This window comes from Pseudomonas sp. BN417 (assembly GCF_029871205.1).
Lineage (GTDB): Bacteria > Pseudomonadota > Gammaproteobacteria > Pseudomonadales > Pseudomonadaceae > Metapseudomonas.
The window spans coordinates 14,214-33,239 of record NZ_SSOJ01000125.1 but is presented as its reverse complement, the minus strand read 5'-3'; the positions used below and the strand labels follow the sequence as shown (position 1 = coordinate 33,239).

18 protein-coding genes are annotated in these 19,026 nt (G+C 67.2%); 8 read left to right on the top strand and 10 right to left on the bottom strand.

Annotation, left to right across the window (positions count from 1 at the left end; all coding sequences use genetic code 11):
- Positions 1-3: 3 nt before the first annotated feature.
- The 4 genes from E8F11_RS16020 to E8F11_RS16005 form a co-directional block, all read right to left on the bottom strand.
- Positions 4-1,011 carry a response regulator gene (locus E8F11_RS16020; protein WP_280289823.1) on the bottom strand — a complete coding sequence of 336 codons (1,008 nt, stop codon included), beginning with the start codon at positions 1,009-1,011 and terminating at the stop codon, positions 4-6.
- 88 nt (positions 1,012-1,099) lie between these two features.
- Entirely contained in the window at positions 1,100-1,465 is a 366-nt protein-coding gene (locus E8F11_RS16015; RefSeq protein WP_280289822.1) for a VOC family protein, read from the bottom strand.
- Between the two features lie 78 nt (positions 1,466-1,543).
- The gene (locus E8F11_RS16010) at positions 1,544-2,779 is read right to left on the bottom strand and encodes a TIGR03862 family flavoprotein (protein ID WP_280289821.1); all 1,236 of its coding nucleotides are present in this window, start codon (positions 2,777-2,779) and stop codon (positions 1,544-1,546) included.
- A gap of 145 nt (positions 2,780-2,924) precedes the next feature.
- Positions 2,925-3,848: a histone deacetylase gene (locus E8F11_RS16005; RefSeq protein ID WP_280289820.1), complete on the bottom strand. Its 924-nt coding sequence runs from the start codon at positions 3,846-3,848 to the stop codon at positions 2,925-2,927.
- 70 nt (positions 3,849-3,918) lie between these two features.
- On the opposite strand from E8F11_RS16005, the gene E8F11_RS16000 reads away from it, so the two are divergent.
- Genes E8F11_RS16000 through E8F11_RS15985 form a run of 4 tightly spaced genes read left to right on the top strand, consistent with a single transcriptional unit; the run spans position 3,919 to position 7,583 of the window.
- Entirely contained in the window at positions 3,919-4,479 is a 561-nt protein-coding gene (locus E8F11_RS16000; RefSeq protein ID WP_280289819.1) for a GNAT family N-acetyltransferase, read from the top strand.
- Entirely contained in the window at positions 4,476-6,080 is a 1,605-nt protein-coding gene (locus tag E8F11_RS15995; protein ID WP_280289818.1) for a nitroreductase family protein, read from the top strand. The genes E8F11_RS16000 and E8F11_RS15995 overlap by 4 nt, the downstream gene beginning before the upstream one ends.
- 31 nt (positions 6,081-6,111) lie before the next feature.
- Positions 6,112-6,981 carry an acyl-CoA thioesterase II gene (tesB, locus tag E8F11_RS15990; RefSeq protein ID WP_280289817.1) on the top strand — a complete coding sequence of 290 codons (870 nt, stop codon included), beginning with the start codon at positions 6,112-6,114 and terminating at the stop codon, positions 6,979-6,981.
- Between the two features lie 8 nt (positions 6,982-6,989).
- Positions 6,990-7,583 (top strand): HAD family hydrolase, encoded by a 594-nt coding sequence (locus tag E8F11_RS15985; RefSeq protein ID WP_280289844.1) that lies wholly within the window; start codon positions 6,990-6,992, stop codon positions 7,581-7,583.
- 408 nt (positions 7,584-7,991) lie between these two features.
- On the opposite strand, the gene E8F11_RS15980 is transcribed toward E8F11_RS15985, so the two are convergent.
- The 3 genes from E8F11_RS15980 to E8F11_RS15970 all read right to left on the bottom strand — a co-directional run bounded on the left by E8F11_RS15980 (position 7,992) and on the right by E8F11_RS15970 (position 10,277).
- Positions 7,992-8,864 (bottom strand): neutral zinc metallopeptidase, encoded by an 873-nt coding sequence (locus E8F11_RS15980; protein WP_280289816.1) that lies wholly within the window; start codon positions 8,862-8,864, stop codon positions 7,992-7,994.
- A gap of 68 nt (positions 8,865-8,932) precedes the next feature.
- Positions 8,933-9,787, bottom strand: a complete 855-nt coding sequence (locus E8F11_RS15975) for a PhzF family phenazine biosynthesis protein (protein WP_280289815.1) — start codon at positions 9,785-9,787, stop codon at positions 8,933-8,935.
- Between the two features lie 55 nt (positions 9,788-9,842).
- Positions 9,843-10,277, bottom strand: a complete 435-nt coding sequence (locus E8F11_RS15970; protein ID WP_280289814.1) for a DUF411 domain-containing protein — start codon at positions 10,275-10,277, stop codon at positions 9,843-9,845.
- Positions 10,278-10,418: 141 nt separating this feature from the next.
- On the opposite strand from E8F11_RS15970, the gene E8F11_RS15965 reads away from it, so the two are divergent.
- A complete protein-coding gene (locus E8F11_RS15965) occupies positions 10,419-10,805 on the top strand; it encodes a DUF4345 domain-containing protein (protein ID WP_280289813.1) in 387 nt (128 codons plus the stop codon).
- Positions 10,806-10,874: 69 nt separating this feature from the next.
- On the opposite strand, the gene trmA is transcribed toward E8F11_RS15965, so the two are convergent.
- Together trmA and E8F11_RS15955 are read right to left on the bottom strand one after the other, a co-directional pair.
- Entirely contained in the window at positions 10,875-11,969 is a 1,095-nt protein-coding gene (trmA, locus tag E8F11_RS15960; RefSeq protein ID WP_280289812.1) for a tRNA (uridine(54)-C5)-methyltransferase TrmA, read from the bottom strand.
- Positions 11,969-13,261, bottom strand: coding sequence for an NCS2 family permease (locus E8F11_RS15955; RefSeq protein ID WP_280289811.1), 1,293 nt, complete (start codon positions 13,259-13,261; stop codon positions 11,969-11,971). The genes trmA and E8F11_RS15955 overlap by 1 nt, the downstream gene beginning before the upstream one ends.
- A 193-nt stretch (positions 13,262-13,454) precedes the next feature.
- On the opposite strand from E8F11_RS15955, the gene E8F11_RS15950 reads away from it, so the two are divergent.
- The gene (locus E8F11_RS15950) at positions 13,455-14,021 is read left to right on the top strand and encodes a DJ-1 family glyoxalase III (protein WP_280289810.1); all 567 of its coding nucleotides are present in this window, start codon (positions 13,455-13,457) and stop codon (positions 14,019-14,021) included.
- 145 nt (positions 14,022-14,166) lie between these two features.
- Here the strand turns inward: E8F11_RS15950 and E8F11_RS15945 are convergent, their stop codons facing one another.
- A complete protein-coding gene (locus tag E8F11_RS15945) occupies positions 14,167-15,375 on the bottom strand; it encodes an MFS transporter (protein WP_280289809.1) in 1,209 nt (402 codons plus the stop codon).
- Between the two features lie 288 nt (positions 15,376-15,663).
- On the opposite strand from E8F11_RS15945, the gene E8F11_RS15940 reads away from it, so the two are divergent.
- Together E8F11_RS15940 and E8F11_RS15935 are read left to right on the top strand one after the other, a co-directional pair.
- Positions 15,664-18,492 (top strand): xanthine dehydrogenase family protein molybdopterin-binding subunit, encoded by a 2,829-nt coding sequence (locus tag E8F11_RS15940; RefSeq protein WP_280289808.1) that lies wholly within the window; start codon positions 15,664-15,666, stop codon positions 18,490-18,492.
- Positions 18,485-19,024, top strand: coding sequence for a 2Fe-2S iron-sulfur cluster-binding protein (locus E8F11_RS15935; RefSeq protein ID WP_280289807.1), 540 nt, complete (start codon positions 18,485-18,487; stop codon positions 19,022-19,024). The genes E8F11_RS15940 and E8F11_RS15935 overlap by 8 nt, the downstream gene beginning before the upstream one ends.
- Positions 19,025-19,026: the final 2 nt, after the last annotated feature.

Here is a 19,026-nt window from a genome sequence, read left to right as displayed (position 1 = left end):
GGGTCAGTCCATCAGGTAGTGGATCTTCTGGGTCAGGCGCGCGATGGAGGTTTCGGTGAACAGCAACAACAGGTCGAAGTGGAGGTTGTGGTCCTCGATGGCGTAGCTGATCTCCACCGCCAGGGTCTTGCGCCAGCGCCGGCGGTTGAGCTGGAACAGCCGCTCGATGGAGCTGTGCTGGCCGAGCAGCTGCGGGTGGCCCTGGGAGAAACGCACGTCGATCTGCTCGGCGATGCCGGCCAGGCAGGCGCCGATCAGGATGCTCGCCAGGTCCAGCAGCATTTCCGCCTGGCCGGCTTCGCCCTGGGGCTGCCAGCCGAGCAGGCGTGCGACCTCGGCGCTCTCGGCATCGTGGAACAGCAGCAGCGCCTCGCCGGCGATGGAGTCGCCGATGAAACCCTGGCACACCGCGGAGATGCGCTGGCCGCGCTGTGCATCGGCCAGGGCCATGTGCAGTTCGCTGACCTCGAAGAGGTTGACGTTGGGCACCGGCAACCGCACGAAGACCCCGAGTACGCGCGCCAGCAGTGCGGCGGCGCGGCCCATGGCAACGTTGCTCACCTCGCGCAGGGCGTCGCGGAAGTTCACCCGCAGCTCCGGGTCGGCGCGGCCGGGCACGCCGGTGACCGGGCTGCTGGAAGGCGCCGGTCGCAACAGGCCGAGGCTGATCAGGGTCTCCCGCAGCTCGTCCGGGTCGGCCGGTTTACGGATGAAGGCCAGCGCGCCCAGCTCGTGGACACGGCGCTGGGCCTCTTCCTGGATATCCCCGGAAACCACCACCACCTTGGACTTCAGGCCCTCGTCGCGAATCCGGCCGAGCACCTTGTAGCCGTCCATTATCGGCATGGTGAGGTCAAGCAGAACCACCTGGCCGTGTCCGTGGCGGATAGCTTCTAGGGCTTCTTCACCGTGGCTGGCCTGAGTGATGTGGACCGGCCAGTCCAGCGGTAGCGCGCGGATCAACTGCTTGCGCGCCATCATCGAGTCGTCGCAGACGAGAAGGGGGATCACATTAGGGGCACCGCATGGAAAAAGCTGGGCTCAGGGCAAGCATAGTCGCTGGCCGGGCGGCAGCCGACACCACTCGGGCAGCTTCCGATCAGATGTTCTGTCCGATGCGCCAAAGGACGCCGCTGGGATCGAAGAGGATGAAATCGCGCATGCCCCAGGGCTGGTCCTGGGGCGGCACCACGCGCACGCCGTAGCGCTCGATCACCCCGGAGTCCTGGACCATCCGCCACCAGGACTCAACGTCCTTCACCAGCAGATGCATCATCAGGTTCTCCGCCAGCTCCCTGGCGTAGAAGTTCTGCAACAGGAAGGCGCAATCGCCGTGGCTGAAACAGGTCACTTCATCGGACTCGCCGCCCGGTTTGAAGCCGAGGTCGAGGTAGAAGGCCTTGCTCTGTGGATAGTCCTTCGCCGGGACGAAGGCTTTGATCTCGATGCTGTCCAGCGTGTTCATGGATGGGGTTCCCCGACAGTTCCAATGGACAGACAAGCACGGTGCAGGTGGCCCTCTGCCGGGGCCTGGCGCTGGATGCTACGTGAGCTGGCGCTGCGAAAGCCAGTGCAGCATGCCGCGCGCGGCAGCGCGGCCGCTGGCGAAACAGGCGGTGAGCAGGTAGCCGCCGGTGGGGGCTTCCCAGTCGAGCATTTCCCCGGCGCAGAAAACCCCAGGCAGGTCCTTGAGCATCAGCCCGTCATCCAGTGCCTCGAAGGGCACGCCGCCGGCCGAGCTGATGGCTTCGTCCAGCGGTCGCGCCCGCACCAGCGTCAGCGGCAGGCTCTTGATCACCGCGGCCAGGCGCTCGGGGTCGAGGAAGTCGTCCTTGGCCGACAGTTCCCGCAGCAGGCTGGCACGGGCGCCGTCGATACCGAGCTGGCCGTGCAAGTGCTTGGCCATGGTGCGCGAACCGCGTGGCCGGGCCAGGGCCTTGGCGACCTTTTCCACAGGCTGGTTGGGCAGCAGGTCGAGATGCACCGTGGCGCTGCCGCTGGCCTTGATCCGCTCGCGGATGGCGGCGGAGAAGGCGTAGATCAGGCTGCCTTCCACACCCTGGGCAGTGAGCACGAATTCGCCCTGGCGCGGTGCGTCGTCATCCAGGCGGATGGCCACCGGCTTGATCGGCGCGCCGGCGAACTTCTCCTGCAGCAGCGGGCTCCATCCGGCCACTTCGAAGCCGCAATTGCTCGGTTCGAGCGGCGCGACACGGATACCGCGATTCTCCAGAAGTGGTACCCAGGCGCCGTCCGAACCCAGTCGCGCCCAGCTGCCGCCGCCGAGGGCCAGCAGGCAGGCATCGGCGGCCAGCAGGGTTTCGCCGTCCGGGGTGGCGATACGCAGGGCGCCCTGGTCGTCCCAGCCCAGCCAGCGTCGACGGGTGTGGATAAGTACACCCCGCTCGCGCAGGCGCTTGAGCCAGGCGCGCAGCAGCGGCGCCGCTTTCATGTCGGTGGGGAAGACCCGGCCCGAGCTGCCGACGAAGGTGTCGATGCCCAGATCGTGGATCCACTGGCGCAGCTCTTCGGCGCCGAAGTCCTCCAGCAGCGCGGCGACCTCATCGCGGCGCGCGCCGTAGCGGCCGAGGAAGGGCACCTTGGCTTCGGAATGGGTGATGTTCATCCCGCCCACCCCGGCCAGCAGGAACTTGCGGCCCACCGAAGGCATGGCATCGAACAATTCCACCCGCGCGCCGCCCTCGGCCAGGACTTCGGCAGCCATCAGCCCGGCAGGGCCGCCGCCGATGATGGCGACGAAGGGGGAGGAGTCTTTCATGGGGGCAAGGGCGCGGGAGTGGAGGAGGGGCGCATTCTACTGCACCGCGCAGGCTTTCGTAGGATGGGTATCGCTCCGCTCCACCCATCCTACGGGTCAGCTTCGCAGCCCTTGGCGAATAAATTCGCCCCCGCAAGGATCACCTTCAGGCTCCCAACCCCATCCCGCGCCAGACCTTGTCCGCACTGTGGTGGAGGATGCCGTGCCGCCGGGCCAGCGCCGCGCGGTCCTTGTCATAGCCGCCGCCGATAACCCCCACCACCGGAATATCCCGCCCGAGGCAGTGGCGGATCACCCGCTCGTCGCGCTCGGCCACGCCGGCGTCGGTGAGTTGCAGGTAGCCCAGGGCATCGTTCTCGTGCACGTCGACCCCGGCGTCGTAGAGCACCAGGTCCGGCTGGTAGAGGGGCAGCAGGTAGTTCAGCGCGTCCTCCATAACCTGCAGGTAGTCGGCGTCGCCCATGCCCATGGGCAGGGGAATGTCCCAGTCGCTCTCGGCCTTGCGCGCGGGGAAGTTCTTCTCGCAGTGCAGCGAGACGGTGATGGCCTCCGGCGTATCGGCCAGCAGCCGCGCGGTGCCGTCGCCCTGGTGCACGTCGCAGTCGAAGATGAGCACCCGCTGTACGCGGCCGGCTTCCAGCAGGTAGCGGCTGACCACCGCCAGGTCATTGAAGATGCAGAAGCCCGCCGCGTGGTCGAAGTGGGCATGGTGGGTGCCGCCGGCCAGGTGGCAGGCCAGGCCATGCTCCAGGGCGAGTTCGGCGGCCAGCAGCGAGCCGCCCACCGCGCGCACGGTGCGCCGCGCCAGCGGTGGGCTCCAGGGCAGGCCGAGGCGGCGCTGTTCCTCGCGGCCGAGTTCGCCGTCGAGGAAACGCTGGATGTAGTCAGGGCAATGGGTCAGGGCCAGCACCTCGGGCGGACAAATGTCCGGTCGATGCAGGCGCTCGTCGGTCGCCAGGCCGCTTTCCAGCAGATGCTCATAGAGCAGGCGGAACTTCTCCATGGGAAAACGGTGCGCCGCCGGGAAAGGCGGGCTGTAGTCGTCGTGGTAGACCAGCGGCAGGAACATCGATCAGCACTCGGCGGTGTTACGGCGGCAGTATGATGGGCGCTTCGAGCCCGGCTCAAGAGAAACTCCCGTGCCCTCCATCGAACTCGACACCCCGCGTCTGCGCCTGCGCACCTGGCGCGACGATGACCTGACGGCCTTCGCCGAGATGAATGCCGACCCCGAGGTGATGCGCCATTTCCCCGCCTGCATGAGCCGCGAGGAAAGCGACGCCCTGGCCGCGCGCATACGCCAGCACTTCCAGGACCACGGCTTCGGCCAGTGGATAGTGGAACGCCTTGACGATGGCAGCTTCGTCGGCGTGCTGGGCCTGCAAAACGTGAGCTTTGAGGCGCATTTCACCCCGGCGGTGGAAATCGGCTGGCGCTTCATGCCCCAGCACTGGGGGCAGGGACTGGCCTGCGAGGCGGCCCAGGCGGCGCTGGCCTTCGCCTTCGAGCGGCTGCTCCTGGCGGAAGTGGTGGCCTTTACGGTGCCGGCCAACCTGCGTTCCCAGGCCGTGATGGAGCGCATCGGCATGCAGCGCGACTTTGACGGGAACTTCGAGCACCCGAGTCTGCCGTCCGGCCACCCGCTGCGGCTCCATCTCCTCTATCGGCTCGGCCGCGCCGAATGGGAGGCGCTGCGATGAGCGATGCAGTGCGCGCCTACCACGAACTGAGCAAGCATCGTCCCGATCGCTTCGCCCCCGGCCCCGGCCAGCTGGACTGGGCCACCCAGCCGGCGCCCTTCCGTCGTTTCGCCGGCGCGCGGCTGCTGGAGCTCTGGCAGCGACCGCTGGAGGAGACCCCGCCCTATGACGCCGTATTCGCCGGCCCGATCGGCCCGCCGGCGCCGCTGAACCGCGAGAGCCTGTCCCAGCTGCTCTACGACAGCCTCGCCATCTCCGCCTGGAAGGAGGCTGGCGGCAGCCGCTGGGCCCTGCGGGTCAATCCGTCCTCGGGCAATCTTCATCCCACCGAGGCCTATCTGCTGCTGCCGCCCGGCGCGGTGGAGGAGGGCGCGCTGCTGGCCCACTACGCGCCGGATCTCCACGCCCTGGAGGTCCGCGCCCAATTGCCGGCGCCCCTGGCCGCGCAGCTGGCGGCGGCTCTGCCGGCGGGGGGCTTGCTCCTCGGTCTGGCCAGCATCCCGTGGCGCGAGGCCTGGAAGTACGGCGAGCGCGCCTACCGCTATTGCCACCACGACCTCGGCCACGCCCTGGCGGCCCTGGCCCTGGCCGCCAGCGCCCTGGGCTGGCAAGTGCGTTTGCTCGGCAATGTCGCCGAGCAAGCGCTGGACGGCGTGCTGGGACTGGACCGGCCCGGCTTCGTCGAAGGCGAGTACGCCGATGTGCTGCTCTGGATAGGCCCGCCCCGGGATGCGGAGTTCGCCCTGGATCAACAGCTGCTGTCCGGCCTGGCGGCGCTGGAGCTGCAGGGCACGCCCAATCGTCTGTCCCGTGAGCAGCACCACTGGCCGGAGCTGGAGCGCGTCCACGCCCAGTGCCGTGCGCCGCGCCAGCCCCTGGCCGACTGGCGCGCAGCGGTGGCCGCCGCCACTGTGGATAACCCCGGCCTGCCGCTACGCCCGCTGCTGCACCGACGACGCAGCGCCCAGTCGATGGACGGCCGCAGTGGCATCCAGGCGGAATTGCTGCTGGCCTGGCTGCGCCGCCTGCTGCCGGAGCACTCGCCGGTTCCCCTTGCCAGCCTGGGCGCGCCCCAGGTGGACCTGCTGTTGTTCGTCCACCGCGTCCAGGGCCTGGCGCCGGGCCTTTACTGGCTGGCCCGCGGCGCCGCCCCCGACGATGAGCTGGCGGCCGGCCTGCGCAAGGATTTCCTCTGGCAGCGGGCCAGCGACGAGCTGCCGCTGTACCGCCTGCTGGAAGGCGACGCCCGTGGCCTGGCGGGCTTCCTCTCCTGCGGCCAGGACATCGCCGCCGACGGCTGCGTCGCCCTGGCCATGCTCGCGCGCTTCGACGCCGCCCTGGAACAGGGCGCCTGGCATTACCCACGGTTGTACTGGGAGTGCGGCCAGATCGGCCAGCTTCTCTACCTGGAGGCCGAGGCGGCCGGGCTGTCCGGCACCGGCATCGGCTGCTACTTCGATGATGCGGTACACGAATTGCTGGAGATTGCCGACAGCCGCTGGCAAAGCCTTTACCATTTCACCCTGGGCCGCGCGCTGTGGGACGAGCGCCTGACGACGCTGCCGGCCTATCCTGAACTACGACGACCGCCCCGGCCATGACCGGGACGGCAGCCTTGCAGAGGAGATTTCCATGTCCCAGGTGCTCGACGAACTGGTCGCCCTGCTGAGCCTCGAATCCATCGAAGAGAACCTGTTCCGCGGCGTCAGCCAGGATCTCGGCTTCCGCCAGCTGTTCGGCGGCCAGGTACTAGGTCAATCCCTCTCCGCCGCCAGCCAGACGGTGGAGGCCGAGCGCCACGTGCACTCCCTTCACGGTTACTTCCTGCGTCCGGGCGACGCCAGCCTGCCGGTGGTCTACTCGGTCGAGCGGGTCCGCGACGGCGGTAGTTTCAGCACCCGCCGCGTCACCGCGATCCAGAAGGGCCAGCAGATCTTTACCTGCAGCGCCTCCTTCCAGCAGGACGAGGAAGGTTTCGAACACCAGTTGGGCATGCCCCTGGTGCCGGGCCCGGAGAACCTGCCCAGCGAGCTGGAAATCGCCCGGCAGAACGCCCACCTGCTGTCCGAGCGGGTGCGCGACAAATTCCTCTGCGAAAAGCCCATCGAGATCCGCCCGGTCACTGCGGAAAACCCGTACGACCCCAAGCCGGGCGAGCCGATCAAGCACCTCTGGTTCCGCGCCGACGGCAACCTGCCGGACATCCGCGCCATCCACAAGTACATCCTGGCCTACGCCTCCGACTTCGGCCTGTTGACCACCTCGATGCTGCCCCACAGCGTCTCGGTGTGGCAGAAGTTCATGCAGGTGGCCAGCCTCGACCACGCCCTGTGGTTTCACCGCGACCTGCGTGCCGACGACTGGCTGCTCTACTCCATGGACAGCCCCTGGGCCGGCAATGCCCGCGGCTTCACCCGCGGCAGCATCTTCAACCGCGCCGGCCAACTGGTGGCGTCCGTGGCCCAGGAAGGCCTGACCCGTCTGCGCGAGGACTGGAAGTGAGCGTCCCTTTGATCCTGGCGCAGTTCCGCCACTGGGTGTTCGACATGGACGGCACCCTGACCATCGCCGTGCATGACTTCGCCGCCATACGCCAGTCCCTGGACATACCGCCGGAGGAGGACATCCTCCACCACCTGGCGGCGCTGCCCGAGGAGGAGGCGAACGCCAAGCATGCCTGGCTGCTGGAGCACGAACGGGAACTGGCGCAGAACGCCCGTCCCGCCAGCGGTGCCATCGAGCTGGTACGTGAACTCCACCAGCGCGGCTGCCGGCTCGGCATCCTCACCCGCAACGCCCACGAACTGGCGCTGCTCACCCTCGAAGCCATCGGCCTCGGCGACTGCTTCGCCACCGACGACATCCTCGGCCGCGGCGAAGCCCCGCCCAAACCCCACCCCGGCGGCCTGCTGCACCTGGCCGACCGCTGGCAGGTAGAGCCCCGGCGACTGGTGATGGTGGGCGACTACCGCTTCGACCTCGACTGCGGCCGCGCGGCGGGGGCCAGCACAGTGCTGGTGAACCTGCCGGAGAACCCCTGGCCAGAGCTGGCGGACTGGTTCGCGCGGGATTGTGGGGAGTTGATGGGGATGGTGGAAAGGTAGGTTCGGCAAGAGCCGTAGGGTGGACCACGCTTCATCGATCCACCGGCGGAGCCAGGCCTGGCCACACTGGTGGATATGAAAAGCGATATCCACCCTACGCCGGTCCACGCTTTGCCATAGCCCCTTCGCGAATGGAGTTTCGGCAAGAGCCGTAGGGTGGATCACGCTTCATCGATCCACCATCGGAGTCTGGCCCAGCCTCGCTTGGTGGATATGAAAAGCGATATCCACCCTACGCCGGTCCACGCTTTGCCATAGCCCCTTCGCGAATGGAGTTTCGGCAAGAGCCGTAGGGTGGATCACGCTTCATCGATCCACCGGCGGAGCCAGGCCTGGCCACGCTGGTGGATATGAAAAGCGATATCCACCCTACACCCGGTCATGGCTGCGGGCGGGGCTCCATATCCCTCAAAGCCGCGCCGTCGAAAAGGTATCGCACCTTCCCACGTCCCCCTTCTCGAACCCCGTCTTGAACCAGCGCACCCGCTGCGCCGAAGTCCCGTGGGTGAAGGAGTCGGGCACCACCTGGCCGCGGGCCTGGCTCTGCAGGCGGTCGTCGCCGATGGCGTTGGCGGCGTTGAGGGCTTCTTCCAGGTCGCCGGGTTCCAGCCAGTCCATGCGTTTCTGCGCGTGGAAGGCCCAGACACCGGCCAGGCAATCGGCCTGCAGTTCCTGGCGCACCAGCAGGCCATTGTCGCCTTCCACCCGTTCGCCGCGCTGGCGGGCGGCGTTGACCTTGGCGGAGACGCCCAGCAGGGTCTGCACGTGGTGGCCCACTTCATGGGCGATCACATAGGCCTGGGCGAAGTCGCCGGCGGCCTCGAAGCGCTGGGCCATTTCCTCGAAGAAATCCAGGTCCAGGTAGACCTTGCGATCACCCGGACAGTAGAAGGGGCCGACGGCGGCAGAAGCGAAGCCGCAGGCCGATTGCACGCCGCCGTTGAACAGCACCAGGGTCGGGTCCTGGTACTGGCGGCCAGCGGACTGGAAGATGGCGCGCCAGGTGTCTTCGGTATCGCCGAGGATGGCGCGGACGAATTCGCGTTCTTCCGGTGTGCCCGTGGGCATGGCCGATTGCTGTTGCGGGTTGACCGAAGCGTTTTGCTGGGTGATCTCGCCGAGGATCTGCAGCGGGTCCTCGCCCATCAGCAGCGCCACCACCACCACTATCGCGATGCCGCCCAGGCCGAGGCCCTTGCCACCGCCCAGGCGCATACCGCCACCACCCATGCCTCCGGCATCCTGAACATTGTCGCTGCGACGCGCACGTTGCCAGCGCATGATCGCTCTCCCTTCGTTGTGCGAGTGTTCAGTGTTGTCGCTGGCAGCAGGTGCCGCCAGCCCGGTCGTCAGCCCAGATCCGCTGGAGCCGCCAGCAGGCGGGCCTGGGCCAGCAGCTGGACCTTGCCGCCGACCTTCACCCGGTCGTCCTCGCTCACGCACACATCGAGCCGGCTCAGCCGGCCAAGGAAACGCCCCTGGGACAGGGCGAAGGGTTGCCCGTGGAACTCCAGCCCTTGCTCCACCATCCAGGCGGCCACCGGGCCTGCGGCGCTGCCAGTGGCGATGTCCTCCACCACGCCCAGCGGGTCCCAGGTGCGGCCTTCGCGGGCGTCGACCTCGATAAGGAAGACGAAGGCCGCACCTATTCCCGCCAGGGCGTCGTCGAGCAATTCGCGTTGTTTCGCCGCGGCGAGGCCGGCGGCGGTCACCGGCAGCAGCAGGTAGGGCAGGCCGGTGCTGACCACCTGGGCGGGGAAGCGGCGGTCGCGCTCGCTGCCGAAGGCGGCGGCGAAGGCATCGGCGCTGGTGTCGTCCAGGACCCGGCCGAACTCGGCGCGGCCCTGGTCCATTTCCGCGTAGAAGCCCTTGCCCTGGTGCCGGGTGGCGATGCGCACCTGCTTCTCCGAAAGGTGCAGCAGCCAGTCGGCATGGGCCGCGCCGCCGTGCAGGTGATGCAGCAGGGCGGCCGCGCCGAGTATGGGGTGACCGGCGAAGGGCAGTTCCTCCTCCACCGTGAACACCCGCGCGGAGAAGGCGTTGGGGCCGTCCAGCGGCGCCAGGAAGATCGACTCGAACTGCCGCAGTTCGCGGGTCAGCTCCTGCATGGCGGTGGCGGAGAGGCCGCGGCAGTCGGGGAAGACCGCCACGCCGTTGCCGGCCAGCACACGTTCGGCGAATACATCGACTTGCCAGTAGTCCATTTCAGGCTCCAGAAAAAACGGCCGCTGCAAGCGGCCGTCCGTGGAAAGGGCGGGCTCAGTGCGCAGGATACTCGCTCAGCACGCTCTGTTTGCCACCTTGCGCCACGCCTATGACCTGGTAGGCATCAACGCGATCGCCCATCTCCATGCCCGGCGAGCCGACGGGCATGCCAGGTACGGCAGCGCCCAGCAGGTCGGGACGGTCGCGCAGCTTCAGCACATCGCTGGCCGGCACGTGGCCCTCGACGAATTTCCCGTCCACCACGCCGGTGTGGCAGGAGCCCAGGCTGTGGGGCACGCCGAGACGGGTCTTGACCGAGGCCATGTCGGATTCCTCATGGTCGCGGACCTGGATGCCGTTTTCCTGCAGGTGACTGATCCAGGCCTTGCAGCAGCCGCAGTTGGGGTCGCGGTAGACGTCCATGGTGACGGATTCCGCAGCCTGGGCGATGCCGGCGAGCAGGGTGGTGAGGAGAACGAGGGAACGCATGCTGGGCTCCTTGCGGTGAGTCAGGCCTGTGACAAAGAAGGGCAGCATAGCGCCGTGCCTCGCAGGCCCCAAGCACAGGTCTGTTTCAGACTGTTCCCCGGCGGCCTATGCTTTTTCCTGCACTCCACGCGAGACCAGGCGATGCTCTTCACCCGCATCCTGCTCGGCCTGCAGGCCCTGATACTCACAGGCGCAGGCCTGGCCTACTTCATCCGTCCGGAGCTGATGGCCAGCCTCAGTGGCATGCTGCTGATGGACCCTTCTGCGGTCACCGATGTGCGCGCCTACTACGGCTGCCTGCCGCTGGGCATCGCCGCCTTCCTCCTGCTGGCCCAGTTGCGCCTGCAACTGGCGCGGGCGGCGCTGGACCTGCTGGTGCTGGTCTACATCGCCCTGGCCCTGGGCCGGATCGGCGGACTCTGGCTGGACGGCAGCCTGGGGCAGACCTTCAACCTCTATGCGCTGCTGTTCGAAGTGGTCTCGGCGGGGTTGGCCTTTGCGGCGTTGCGCAAGCTGGATGGGGAATAAGGCTGGCGCGGGGGCTGGCGTAGGGTGGACAGCGCTTTTCCTGTCCACCCGACCTATGCCCCGAGCCTTTCAGCGGCGCTCCAGCAGGACGCCCGACTCCATGTGGTAGGTATAGGGGAACTGGTCGAACAGGGCGCAGCGCGTGACCTTATGGGTATCGCTCAGCTGCTGGATGTTCGCCGCCAGGGTCTCCGGATTGCAGGAGATATAGAGGATGCGGTCGAAGCGCCGGGTCAGTTCGCAGGTGTCCGGGTCCATGCCGGCGCGCGGCGGGTCGACGAAGACGCTGCCGAACTCGTAGCTCTTGAGGTCGATGCCGGCCAGGCGGCGGAACGGGCGCACGTCGTTCAGGGCTTCGGTCAGCTCTTCGGCGGAAAGGCGCACCAGGGTGACGTTGTCCACGGCGTTGTCGGCCAGGTTGGCCAGGGCGGCATTGACCGAGGTCTTGCTGATCTCGGTGGCCAGCACCTTGCGCACGCGGGTGGCCAGCGGCAGGGTGAAGTTGCCGTTGCCGCAGTAGAGTTCCAGCAGGTCGTCGCTGCGCTCGCCGAGCGCCTCGAACGCCCAGCCGAGCATCTTCTGGTTCACTTCGCCATTGGGCTGGGTGAAGGCGCCTTCCGGCTGGCGGTAGCGGAATGCGCGGCCGGCCACGGTCAGCTCTTCCTCGACATAGTCGCGGCCGATGACGATGCGCTTGCCCTTGGAACGGCCCACCAGGCTTACGCCCAGCTCGGCGGCGAGTTTCTCCGCTTCCACCTGCCAGGCCTCGTCCAGCGGACGGTGATAGCAGAGGGTGATCAGCGCATCGCCGGCCAGGGTGGTGAGGAACTCCACCTGGAACAGCTTGAAGGAGAGCACCTGGCTCGCCTGCCAGCCGGCCTTCAGACGCGGCATCAGCTCGTTGATGCGGCGGCTGGCGATGGGGAAGTCCTCGATCAGCACCGGGGTGAATTTGTCGCCGGCCTCGAACATGGCGTAATGGCGGTTCTCGCCACCGGTCTCGCGCCACAGGCGGAATTCGGCGCGCAGGCGGTAATGCTCGCGGGGGGAGTCGAAGACTTCAGGCTCCGGCGCATCGAAGGGCGCCAGCAGCGCCTTCAGGCGCTGCGTCTTCTCGGCGAGTTGGGCGGCGTAGGCCGCCGGGTCGAACTGGGGACGACTCATCAGTGGAAGAAACCCATCTTGATAACGAAGAGCACGGCGAGGATCACCAGGGCCGGGCTGAGTTCCTTGTAGCGGCCGGCCAGGGTCTTGATCGCGGCCCAGGCGATGAAGCCGAAGGCGATGCCGTCGGCAATGGAATAGGTGAAGGGCATGGCCAGGGTGGTGATGAGCACCGGCGCGGCGGTGGTCAGGTCATGCCAGTCGATCTCGGCCAGGCCCGACGCCATCAGCACGGCGACGAAGAACAGCGCCGGCGCGGTGGCGTAGGCCGGCACGCTACCCGCCAGCGGCGAGAGGAACAGGGCCAGCAGGAAGAGCACGGCCACCACCATGGCGGTGAGGCCGGTACGGCCGCCGGCGCTGACGCCCGCGGCGGATTCGATGTAGCTGGTGGTGGTGGAGGTGCCCAGCAGCGAACCGCCCATGGCGGCGGTGGAGTCGGCGATCAGGGCGCGGCCCATCTTCGGCATGTAGCCGTCGGCGCGCATCAGCCCGGCCTTCTTGGCCACGGCGATCAGGGTGCCGGAGTTGTCGAACAGGTCGACGAAGAGGAAGGCGAAGATCACGCTGACCAGGCCGATTTCCAGTGCGCCCTTGATGTCCAGCTGGAGGAAGGTGGGCGCCAGCGACGGCGGCATGGAGAAAATGCCGCCGAACTGGGAGACGCCGAGGGCGATGCCGAAGAGGGTCACGGCGAGGATGCCGATCAGCACGGCGCCGGTCACCTTGCGCGCTTCCAGGGCGATGATCAAGAAGAAGCCGAGCACGGCGAGGATCGGCTCGGGCTTGGTCAGGTCACCGACGGTCAGCATGGTCACCGGGTGGGCGGCGACTATGCCGGCCTTCTGCAGGGCGATCAGCCCGAGGAACAGTCCGATGCCCGCGGCGATGGCCGAGCGCAGCTCCAGCGGGATGCTGTTGATGATCCATTCGCGGATCTTGAAGATCGACAGCAGGAAGAACATGCAGGCGGAGAGGAACACCGCGCCCAGGGCCACCTGCCAGGTGTGGCCCATCTGCAGCACCACGGTGTAGGTGAAGAAGGCGTTCAGGCCCATGCCGGGAGCCAGGGCGATGGGGTAGTTGGCGATCAGCGCCATGGTGGCCGAACCGATGGCAGCGGCCAGGCAGGTGGCGACGAAGACCGCGCCCTTGTCCATGCCGGTCTCGCCCAGGATGGCCGGGTTGACGAACAGGATGTAGGCCATCGTCAGGAAGGTCGTCAGACCGGCCAGTACCTCGGTGCGCACGTTGGTGTCGTGCGCCTTGAGTTGGAACAGCTTCTCCAGCATGTGTGGCTCCCCGTGACGCACAGCGTCGTTGTTATGCAGCTGGCAGAAAGAAAAGCACAAATGCACGGCGGCCGGGCGCCATGGACTTTTCTCTGCCAGTCTGAAAAAAGGCGCGCATCATACCAGCTCACCCCGGGGCGGTGAATTTATGACCGGACAGACAGCTTCGGTTCCCGGGACAAGGAGGATAGACATGACACATCCCACACATCCCCATGCCCTGATCGCCGTCGCCGATGGCGTGGAAGACCTGGAAACCGTGACCCTGATCGACGTGCTGCGGCGCGCCGAGGTGAAGACGGTGGTGGCCAGCGTCGAGAACCGGCGCATGATCACCCTGGCCCGCGGCACCCGCCTGACCGCCGACGCCATGCTGCTGGACGTGCTGGCCCAGGACTACGACCTGATCGTGCTGCCCGGCGGCATGCCCGGCGCCCAGCGCCTGGGCGAGCACGAGCCGCTGGCCGAGCGGGTGCGCGAGCAGGCCGCCGCCGGCGGCTTCTTCGCCGCCATCTGCGCATCCCCGGCCTTGGCCCTGCAACCCTACGGCGTGCTGCGCCAGCGGCGCATGACCTGCTACCCCTCCTTCAGCGATCGCCTGTCCGGCTGCACCTTCGTCGATCAACCGGTGGTGGTGGACGGCAACTGCATCACCAGCCAGGGCCCCGGCACCGCCCTGGCCTTCGCCCTGACTCTGGTGGAGCAGCTGTGCGGCAAGGCCAAGCGCAATGAGGTGGCCAAGGCGATGCTGGTGCCTTGAGGGAGCGAAGGGCTATCAGAAGGGGCTTTATTGTGGGGGCGATTTCAATCGCTGAGCAGGTCGCAGACCTGCCCTGCAAAAATTCCAGGGGGCAGCTGCGCTGCCCTTAGCGAATGAATTCGCCCCCACAGATAGCCGCACAGGCTCAGTGCAGCTTGTCCCGCCTGGCCAGGCTCGGGAACAGCTTGATCCACAGCCCGGTCACCAGCAGGGTGCCCACCCCGCCCATGACCACCGCCGGCACGGTGCCGAACCAGGCGGCGGTGACGCCGGACTCGAACTCCCCCAGCTGGTTGGAAGCACCGATGAACAGGCCGTTCACTGCGCTGACCCGGCCGCGCATCTCGTCCGGAGTGTGCAGCTGCACGAAGGCGCCGCGGATCACCATGCTGATCATGTCGGCGGCGCCGAGCACGGCCAGCACCGCCAGGGAGAACCAGAAGGAGGTGGACAGGCCGAAGGCGATAGTCGCCACGCCGAACACCCCCACCGAGGTGAACATGATCCGCCCCACGTTGCGCTCGATGGGGAAGCGCGCCAGCCAGAAGGACATCAGCAGTGCCCCCACCGCGGGTGCCGAGCGCAACAGGCCCAGGCCCCAGGGGCCGGTGAGCAAGATGTCCTTGGCGAACACCGGGAGCAGGGCGGTGGCGCCACCCAGCAATACGGCGAAGAGGTCCAGGGAAATGGCGCCGAGTATGTCCGGGCGGCTGCGGATGAAGCGGATGCCCGCCAGTAGGCTGTCCAGGTTGGCCGGGGCCTTGCTCGCCTGCTGCTGGTTGCTGGCAAGGCCCAGCATCAGCAAACAGGCGGCGATATAGAGGACGGCCGTCGGACCATAGACCCAGAGGCTGCCGAAGGCGTAGAGCAGCCCGCCCAGGGCCGGCGCAACTATGGTGGCAGCCTGCATGGCCGAGGCCGAGGCTGCTACGGCGCGGGGAAAGAGTTCGGCCGGGACTATGTTCGGCAGCAACGCCTGGGTGGCCGGCATCTCGAAGGCGCGGGCGGCGCCGAGGACGAAGGCCATGAGGAAGATCAGCTCGCGACTGGCGCTGTCGGTGGCGCTGGCGAACACCAGCGCCCCGGCCACCAGCGCCTGCACCACCTGGCAGAGGGCGGCGACGCGGCGGCGATCGAAGCGGTCGGCCACATGCCCGGTGTGGAGCATGAAGAGCACACGGGGCAGGAATTCCACCAAGCCCACCAGGCCCAGGTCGAGGACGCTTCCGGTGAGTTCGTAGATATGCCAGCCGATGGCGACGGTGATCATCTGGAAGCCACTCGCCGTACAGACGCGCGCGAACCAGAAAGCCAGGAAAGGACGGTGATGGCGTAGGAGAGTGGCCTGGGACATATCCGAAAATGCTTAGGTTGCTATCGGTGCGCAGCCTAGCACGGCGGTGGAAACATGCGGTTGCATTTGCTGAACAGAGCGTTCGATCAGCGGTTCGTCATCAGAAATTTCTGACTAAAGAGACAGATTTCCTCTTTGTCTGCGTCAGGGATTTCGCTAATATTTGACTTTCAAGTCAGATTCACTCTCCGACTATTCTTTCTGACAGCCCTTCCGCATGGCTGGGGCTGGCGGCTGTTTATTGCACAAACACTTGGGCAGGCTCCGGTCCGCCCACGAGGTACGGGTATGTCCACTCCTGAACTGTCCCGCCGCGCCTTCCTCCAAGGCAGCGTCGTAGCCGGTATCGGCATCACTCTGGCGCCGCTCGGCAGCAAGGCCTTCGCCGCGCTGTTCGAGGCGCAGGTCACCAGCACTCCGCAAACCTGGTACACCGCAGGCGGCCAGGCCCGCGGGCGCATCGACGGGGTCAGCAAGGTCTGTGGCGGCAAGGTCTTCGCCCGCGACATCCGCGCCAAGGACATGCCCGGCTGGCCGCAGCAGCAGGGCCATGCCCTGTTGCTCAAGGCGACCCGTGCCGACCAGCTGTACCAGGGCTTCGACCTGTCCATGCTGGACGCTGAGCTCGCACCCGACCGCGTGGTGACTGCCGAGGACCTCGCGCGGGACGGCATCGCCTTCCCCGAGGGCCACAGCCCTGACCCCTTCCTGCCCGAGGGCCAGGTGCCGATGTTCATCGGCCATCCGGTGGCGCTGCTGATCTGGAAGGACTTCGACCGTTACCGCCGGGCGAAGAACATCCTCAAGTTCAACGAGAAGGTGATCCGCTACGGTGCCAAGGCCTCGCTCTACCAGCGCGACCCGTACGGCAGCTTCCGTTTCGTCCGCGTCGGCGGCGCCACGCCCTTCGACCCGGACAGCTTCTCCAGCCTCAAGGACAGCATGCTGTTCCCGCTGATCCGCGAGCGCAAACCCACCTGGGGCGCGGGCAACCCGACCGGCGACCTGACCGCCCAGGGCCTGTTCCACGCCGAGCAGATGCAAGCGACGCTGGCGACCCCGCCGGAAGGCTGGATGGTCTTCGACGAGCGCTACAAGACCCAGTCCATCGAGCCGGCCGCCCTGGAAGCGGACAACGGCAATGGCTGGTACGACGCGGCCAGCGGCACCCTGCATTTCGTCGTCGCCACCCAGTGCCCCTTCGAAGTGGCCGAGCAGACCGCCCACATGCTGGCGCCGTCGCGCTTCAAGGTCGCGACGTTGAACATGCACCCGGGCTATACCGTGGGTTACGGCTCCAAGGACAACAACATCTTCGTCTTCTACGCCGCCCTCGCCGCGATGTACGGCGACGGTGTACCGGTGCGCCTGGCCAATGACCGCTACGAGCAGTTCCAGAGCGGCATCAAGCGCCACCCCTTCGACATGCACTACCAGTTGGCGGTGAAGAAGGACGACCTGTCGTTCCAGATCTTCCGCGCGCACATGGATGTCGACGGCGGCGGTCGCATCAACTACAGCCCCTCGGTGGCCGCCGTGGGTGCCACTGCCGCGCAGTCCATCTACTACCTGCCGCAGAGCGACCTGGCCGCCACCGCCTATCATTCCCGCGGCGTCGAGGCCGGCTCCATGCGCGGCTACGGCACCCTGCAGACCATGGCCGCCACCGAAATGATGGTGGACGAGGTGGCCGCCCGCCTGGGTGTGGATGCCATCGAACTGCGCCGCAAGAACGTCTTCAAGTCCGGCATGAAGAACACCCAGGGCGCCATTCCCGCCGGCGCCCTGCGCCTGGAGGAGATCCTCGACAAGGCCGCGCAGCACGAGGTCTGGAAGAACCGCGACGCACGCAAGCGCGAAGAAGAGGCCAAGGACCCGGACCACTACTACGGCGTCGGCTTCGCCATCTGCCAGAAGGACTTCGGCACCGGTTCCGAAGCGCCCATGGCCAGCCTGGAGTTCACCGCCGAGGGCCGCGTGAAGCTGCGCCAGATCGCCATCGACATGGGCACCGGCATGGCCACCTCGCAGGCGCTGCTGGTGGCCGACTACCTGGGGCACCCGGCCGACGAGATCCGCACCGGCGACACCGAATGGGCCGAGCTGGCGCTGACCACCAGCGGTAACCCCTACCTGATCAGCCAGGCCGAACAGGACGCCGCGCTGAAGAATCCGCGCTGGGTCGGCAAGCTGGCTTCGCCGTCCTCGGCCACCAACTCGGCCTACTACTCGGGGCACGGCACCCGTGAGGCGGCGCGTATCCTCTTCAACCACGGACTTTGGCCGGCGGCCCTGAGCATCTGGGGTCGTGGCGAGTACGGCGGCCTGGCCAACCCCTACGTGGTGCGCCGTGAGGACGCCCACTGGGTTGAGGGCAAGCTGACCGCCAACGGCCTGCCGCCGATTCCCTTCGAGCTGCTGGCGCACAAGGCCCACGAGTTGGGCCTGGTCACCGGCGTCAGCGTCCACGGTTTCAACCGCTGGTCCTGGGCCACGGGTGAGTTCGAGATCGACGGCAAGCGCGACACCTTCCCCCTGGATGCAGTGGCGGTGAAGTACGGTGACGGCGCCACTCCGGCGAAGAAGGCGCAGATGACCAGCCACGGTTTCCACCTGCTGAACCGTGTCTCCGTCAGCTACCCGCCGACCCAACTGAACAACGCCATGGTCACCTACTACAGTCCGGTGGCGACCCTGGTGGAAGTGAAGGTGAACAAGGGCAGTGGTGAGGCGCGAGTGGTCAACCACCATTCCTGGCTGGAGTGCGGCCGGGTGATCGTGCCCGAGCTGGTGCGCGGCCAGCTGGAGGGCGGCATCGCCATGGGCATCGGCCACGCGCTGCTGGAAGAGATGCCGCTGTATGAAGGCGGCCCCGGCGAAGGCACCTGGAACTTCAACCGCTACCAGCTGCCCCGCGCCAAGGACTGCGCGGTCTGGACCCAGACCGCCGAAATCCTCCCGCCGCTGTCGCCCAGCGACCCGGCCAAGGGCATTGCCGAGGTGGTGATGATCCCCGTGGTCGGCGCCATCGTGAACGCCGTGGCCCATGCCACCGGCAAGCGCCTGCGCGACCTTCCCCTGACTCCGGCTCGCATCAAGGAGGCCCTCCATGGCTAAGCGCGCACTCAGCATGACCATCAACGGCCAGGCCGTCGGCCCCTTCACCGTGGACGACGACCTGATGATGATCGACTTCCTGCACGAGCACCTGAACCTCACCGGTTCGCGCCTGGGCTGCGGCCAGGGCATCTGCCACGCTTGCGTGGCCATCCTCGACAAGCCGGACGGCACCAGCGAGGAAATCCGCACCTGCATCACCGGCGCGCACTTCTTCGACGGCAAGAAAGTGCGCACCATCGAAGGCCACGCCAAGCGTGATGCCAAGGGCGAAGTCGCCGAGCTGAACCCTATCCAGCAGAAGTTCATCGACCAGTTCGCCTTCCAGTGCAGCTACTGCACTCCCGGCTACGTCAATGCCGCCACCGTGCTGGTGGAGAAGCTCCAGCGCCAGCCGGTCAAGCGCAGCGAACTGGAAGGGGAGATCGAGAACGCCCTGGGCAAGCACATCTGCCGCTGCACCGGCTACGTCCGCTACTACAGCGCCGCGCGTGATGTGGTGGAAGGTCTCGGCCTGGTCAAGGAGGGTTGAGG

What these genes read in the sequence shown, in the direction of transcription:
- E8F11_RS15975 (WP_280289815.1), bottom strand. Translation starts at nt 9,787, where the DNA reads ATGGACTACTGGCAAGTCGATGTATTCGCCGAACGTGTGCTGGCCGGC.
- E8F11_RS16005 (WP_280289820.1), bottom strand. Translation starts at nt 3,848, where the DNA reads ATGTTCCTGCCGCTGGTCTACCACGACGACTACAGCCCGCCTTTCCCG.
- E8F11_RS16015 (WP_280289822.1), bottom strand. Translation starts at nt 1,465, where the DNA reads ATGAACACGCTGGACAGCATCGAGATCAAAGCCTTCGTCCCGGCGAAG.
- E8F11_RS15945 (WP_280289809.1), bottom strand. Translation starts at nt 15,375, where the DNA reads ATGTCCCAGGCCACTCTCCTACGCCATCACCGTCCTTTCCTGGCTTTC.
- E8F11_RS15940 (WP_280289808.1), top strand. Translation starts at nt 15,664, where the DNA reads ATGTCCACTCCTGAACTGTCCCGCCGCGCCTTCCTCCAAGGCAGCGTC.
- E8F11_RS15965 (WP_280289813.1), top strand. Translation starts at nt 10,419, where the DNA reads ATGCTCTTCACCCGCATCCTGCTCGGCCTGCAGGCCCTGATACTCACA.
- E8F11_RS16010 (WP_280289821.1), bottom strand. Translation starts at nt 2,779, where the DNA reads ATGAAAGACTCCTCCCCCTTCGTCGCCATCATCGGCGGCGGCCCTGCC.
- E8F11_RS15935 (WP_280289807.1), top strand. Translation starts at nt 18,485, where the DNA reads ATGGCTAAGCGCGCACTCAGCATGACCATCAACGGCCAGGCCGTCGGC.
- tesB (WP_280289817.1), top strand. Translation starts at nt 6,112, where the DNA reads ATGTCCCAGGTGCTCGACGAACTGGTCGCCCTGCTGAGCCTCGAATCC.
- E8F11_RS15970 (WP_280289814.1), bottom strand. Translation starts at nt 10,277, where the DNA reads ATGCGTTCCCTCGTTCTCCTCACCACCCTGCTCGCCGGCATCGCCCAG.
- E8F11_RS15950 (WP_280289810.1), top strand. Translation starts at nt 13,455, where the DNA reads ATGACACATCCCACACATCCCCATGCCCTGATCGCCGTCGCCGATGGC.
- E8F11_RS15980 (WP_280289816.1), bottom strand. Translation starts at nt 8,864, where the DNA reads ATGCGCTGGCAACGTGCGCGTCGCAGCGACAATGTTCAGGATGCCGGA.
- trmA (WP_280289812.1), bottom strand. Translation starts at nt 11,969, where the DNA reads ATGAGTCGTCCCCAGTTCGACCCGGCGGCCTACGCCGCCCAACTCGCC.
- E8F11_RS15995 (WP_280289818.1), top strand. Translation starts at nt 4,476, where the DNA reads ATGAGCGATGCAGTGCGCGCCTACCACGAACTGAGCAAGCATCGTCCC.
- E8F11_RS15955 (WP_280289811.1), bottom strand. Translation starts at nt 13,261, where the DNA reads ATGCTGGAGAAGCTGTTCCAACTCAAGGCGCACGACACCAACGTGCGC.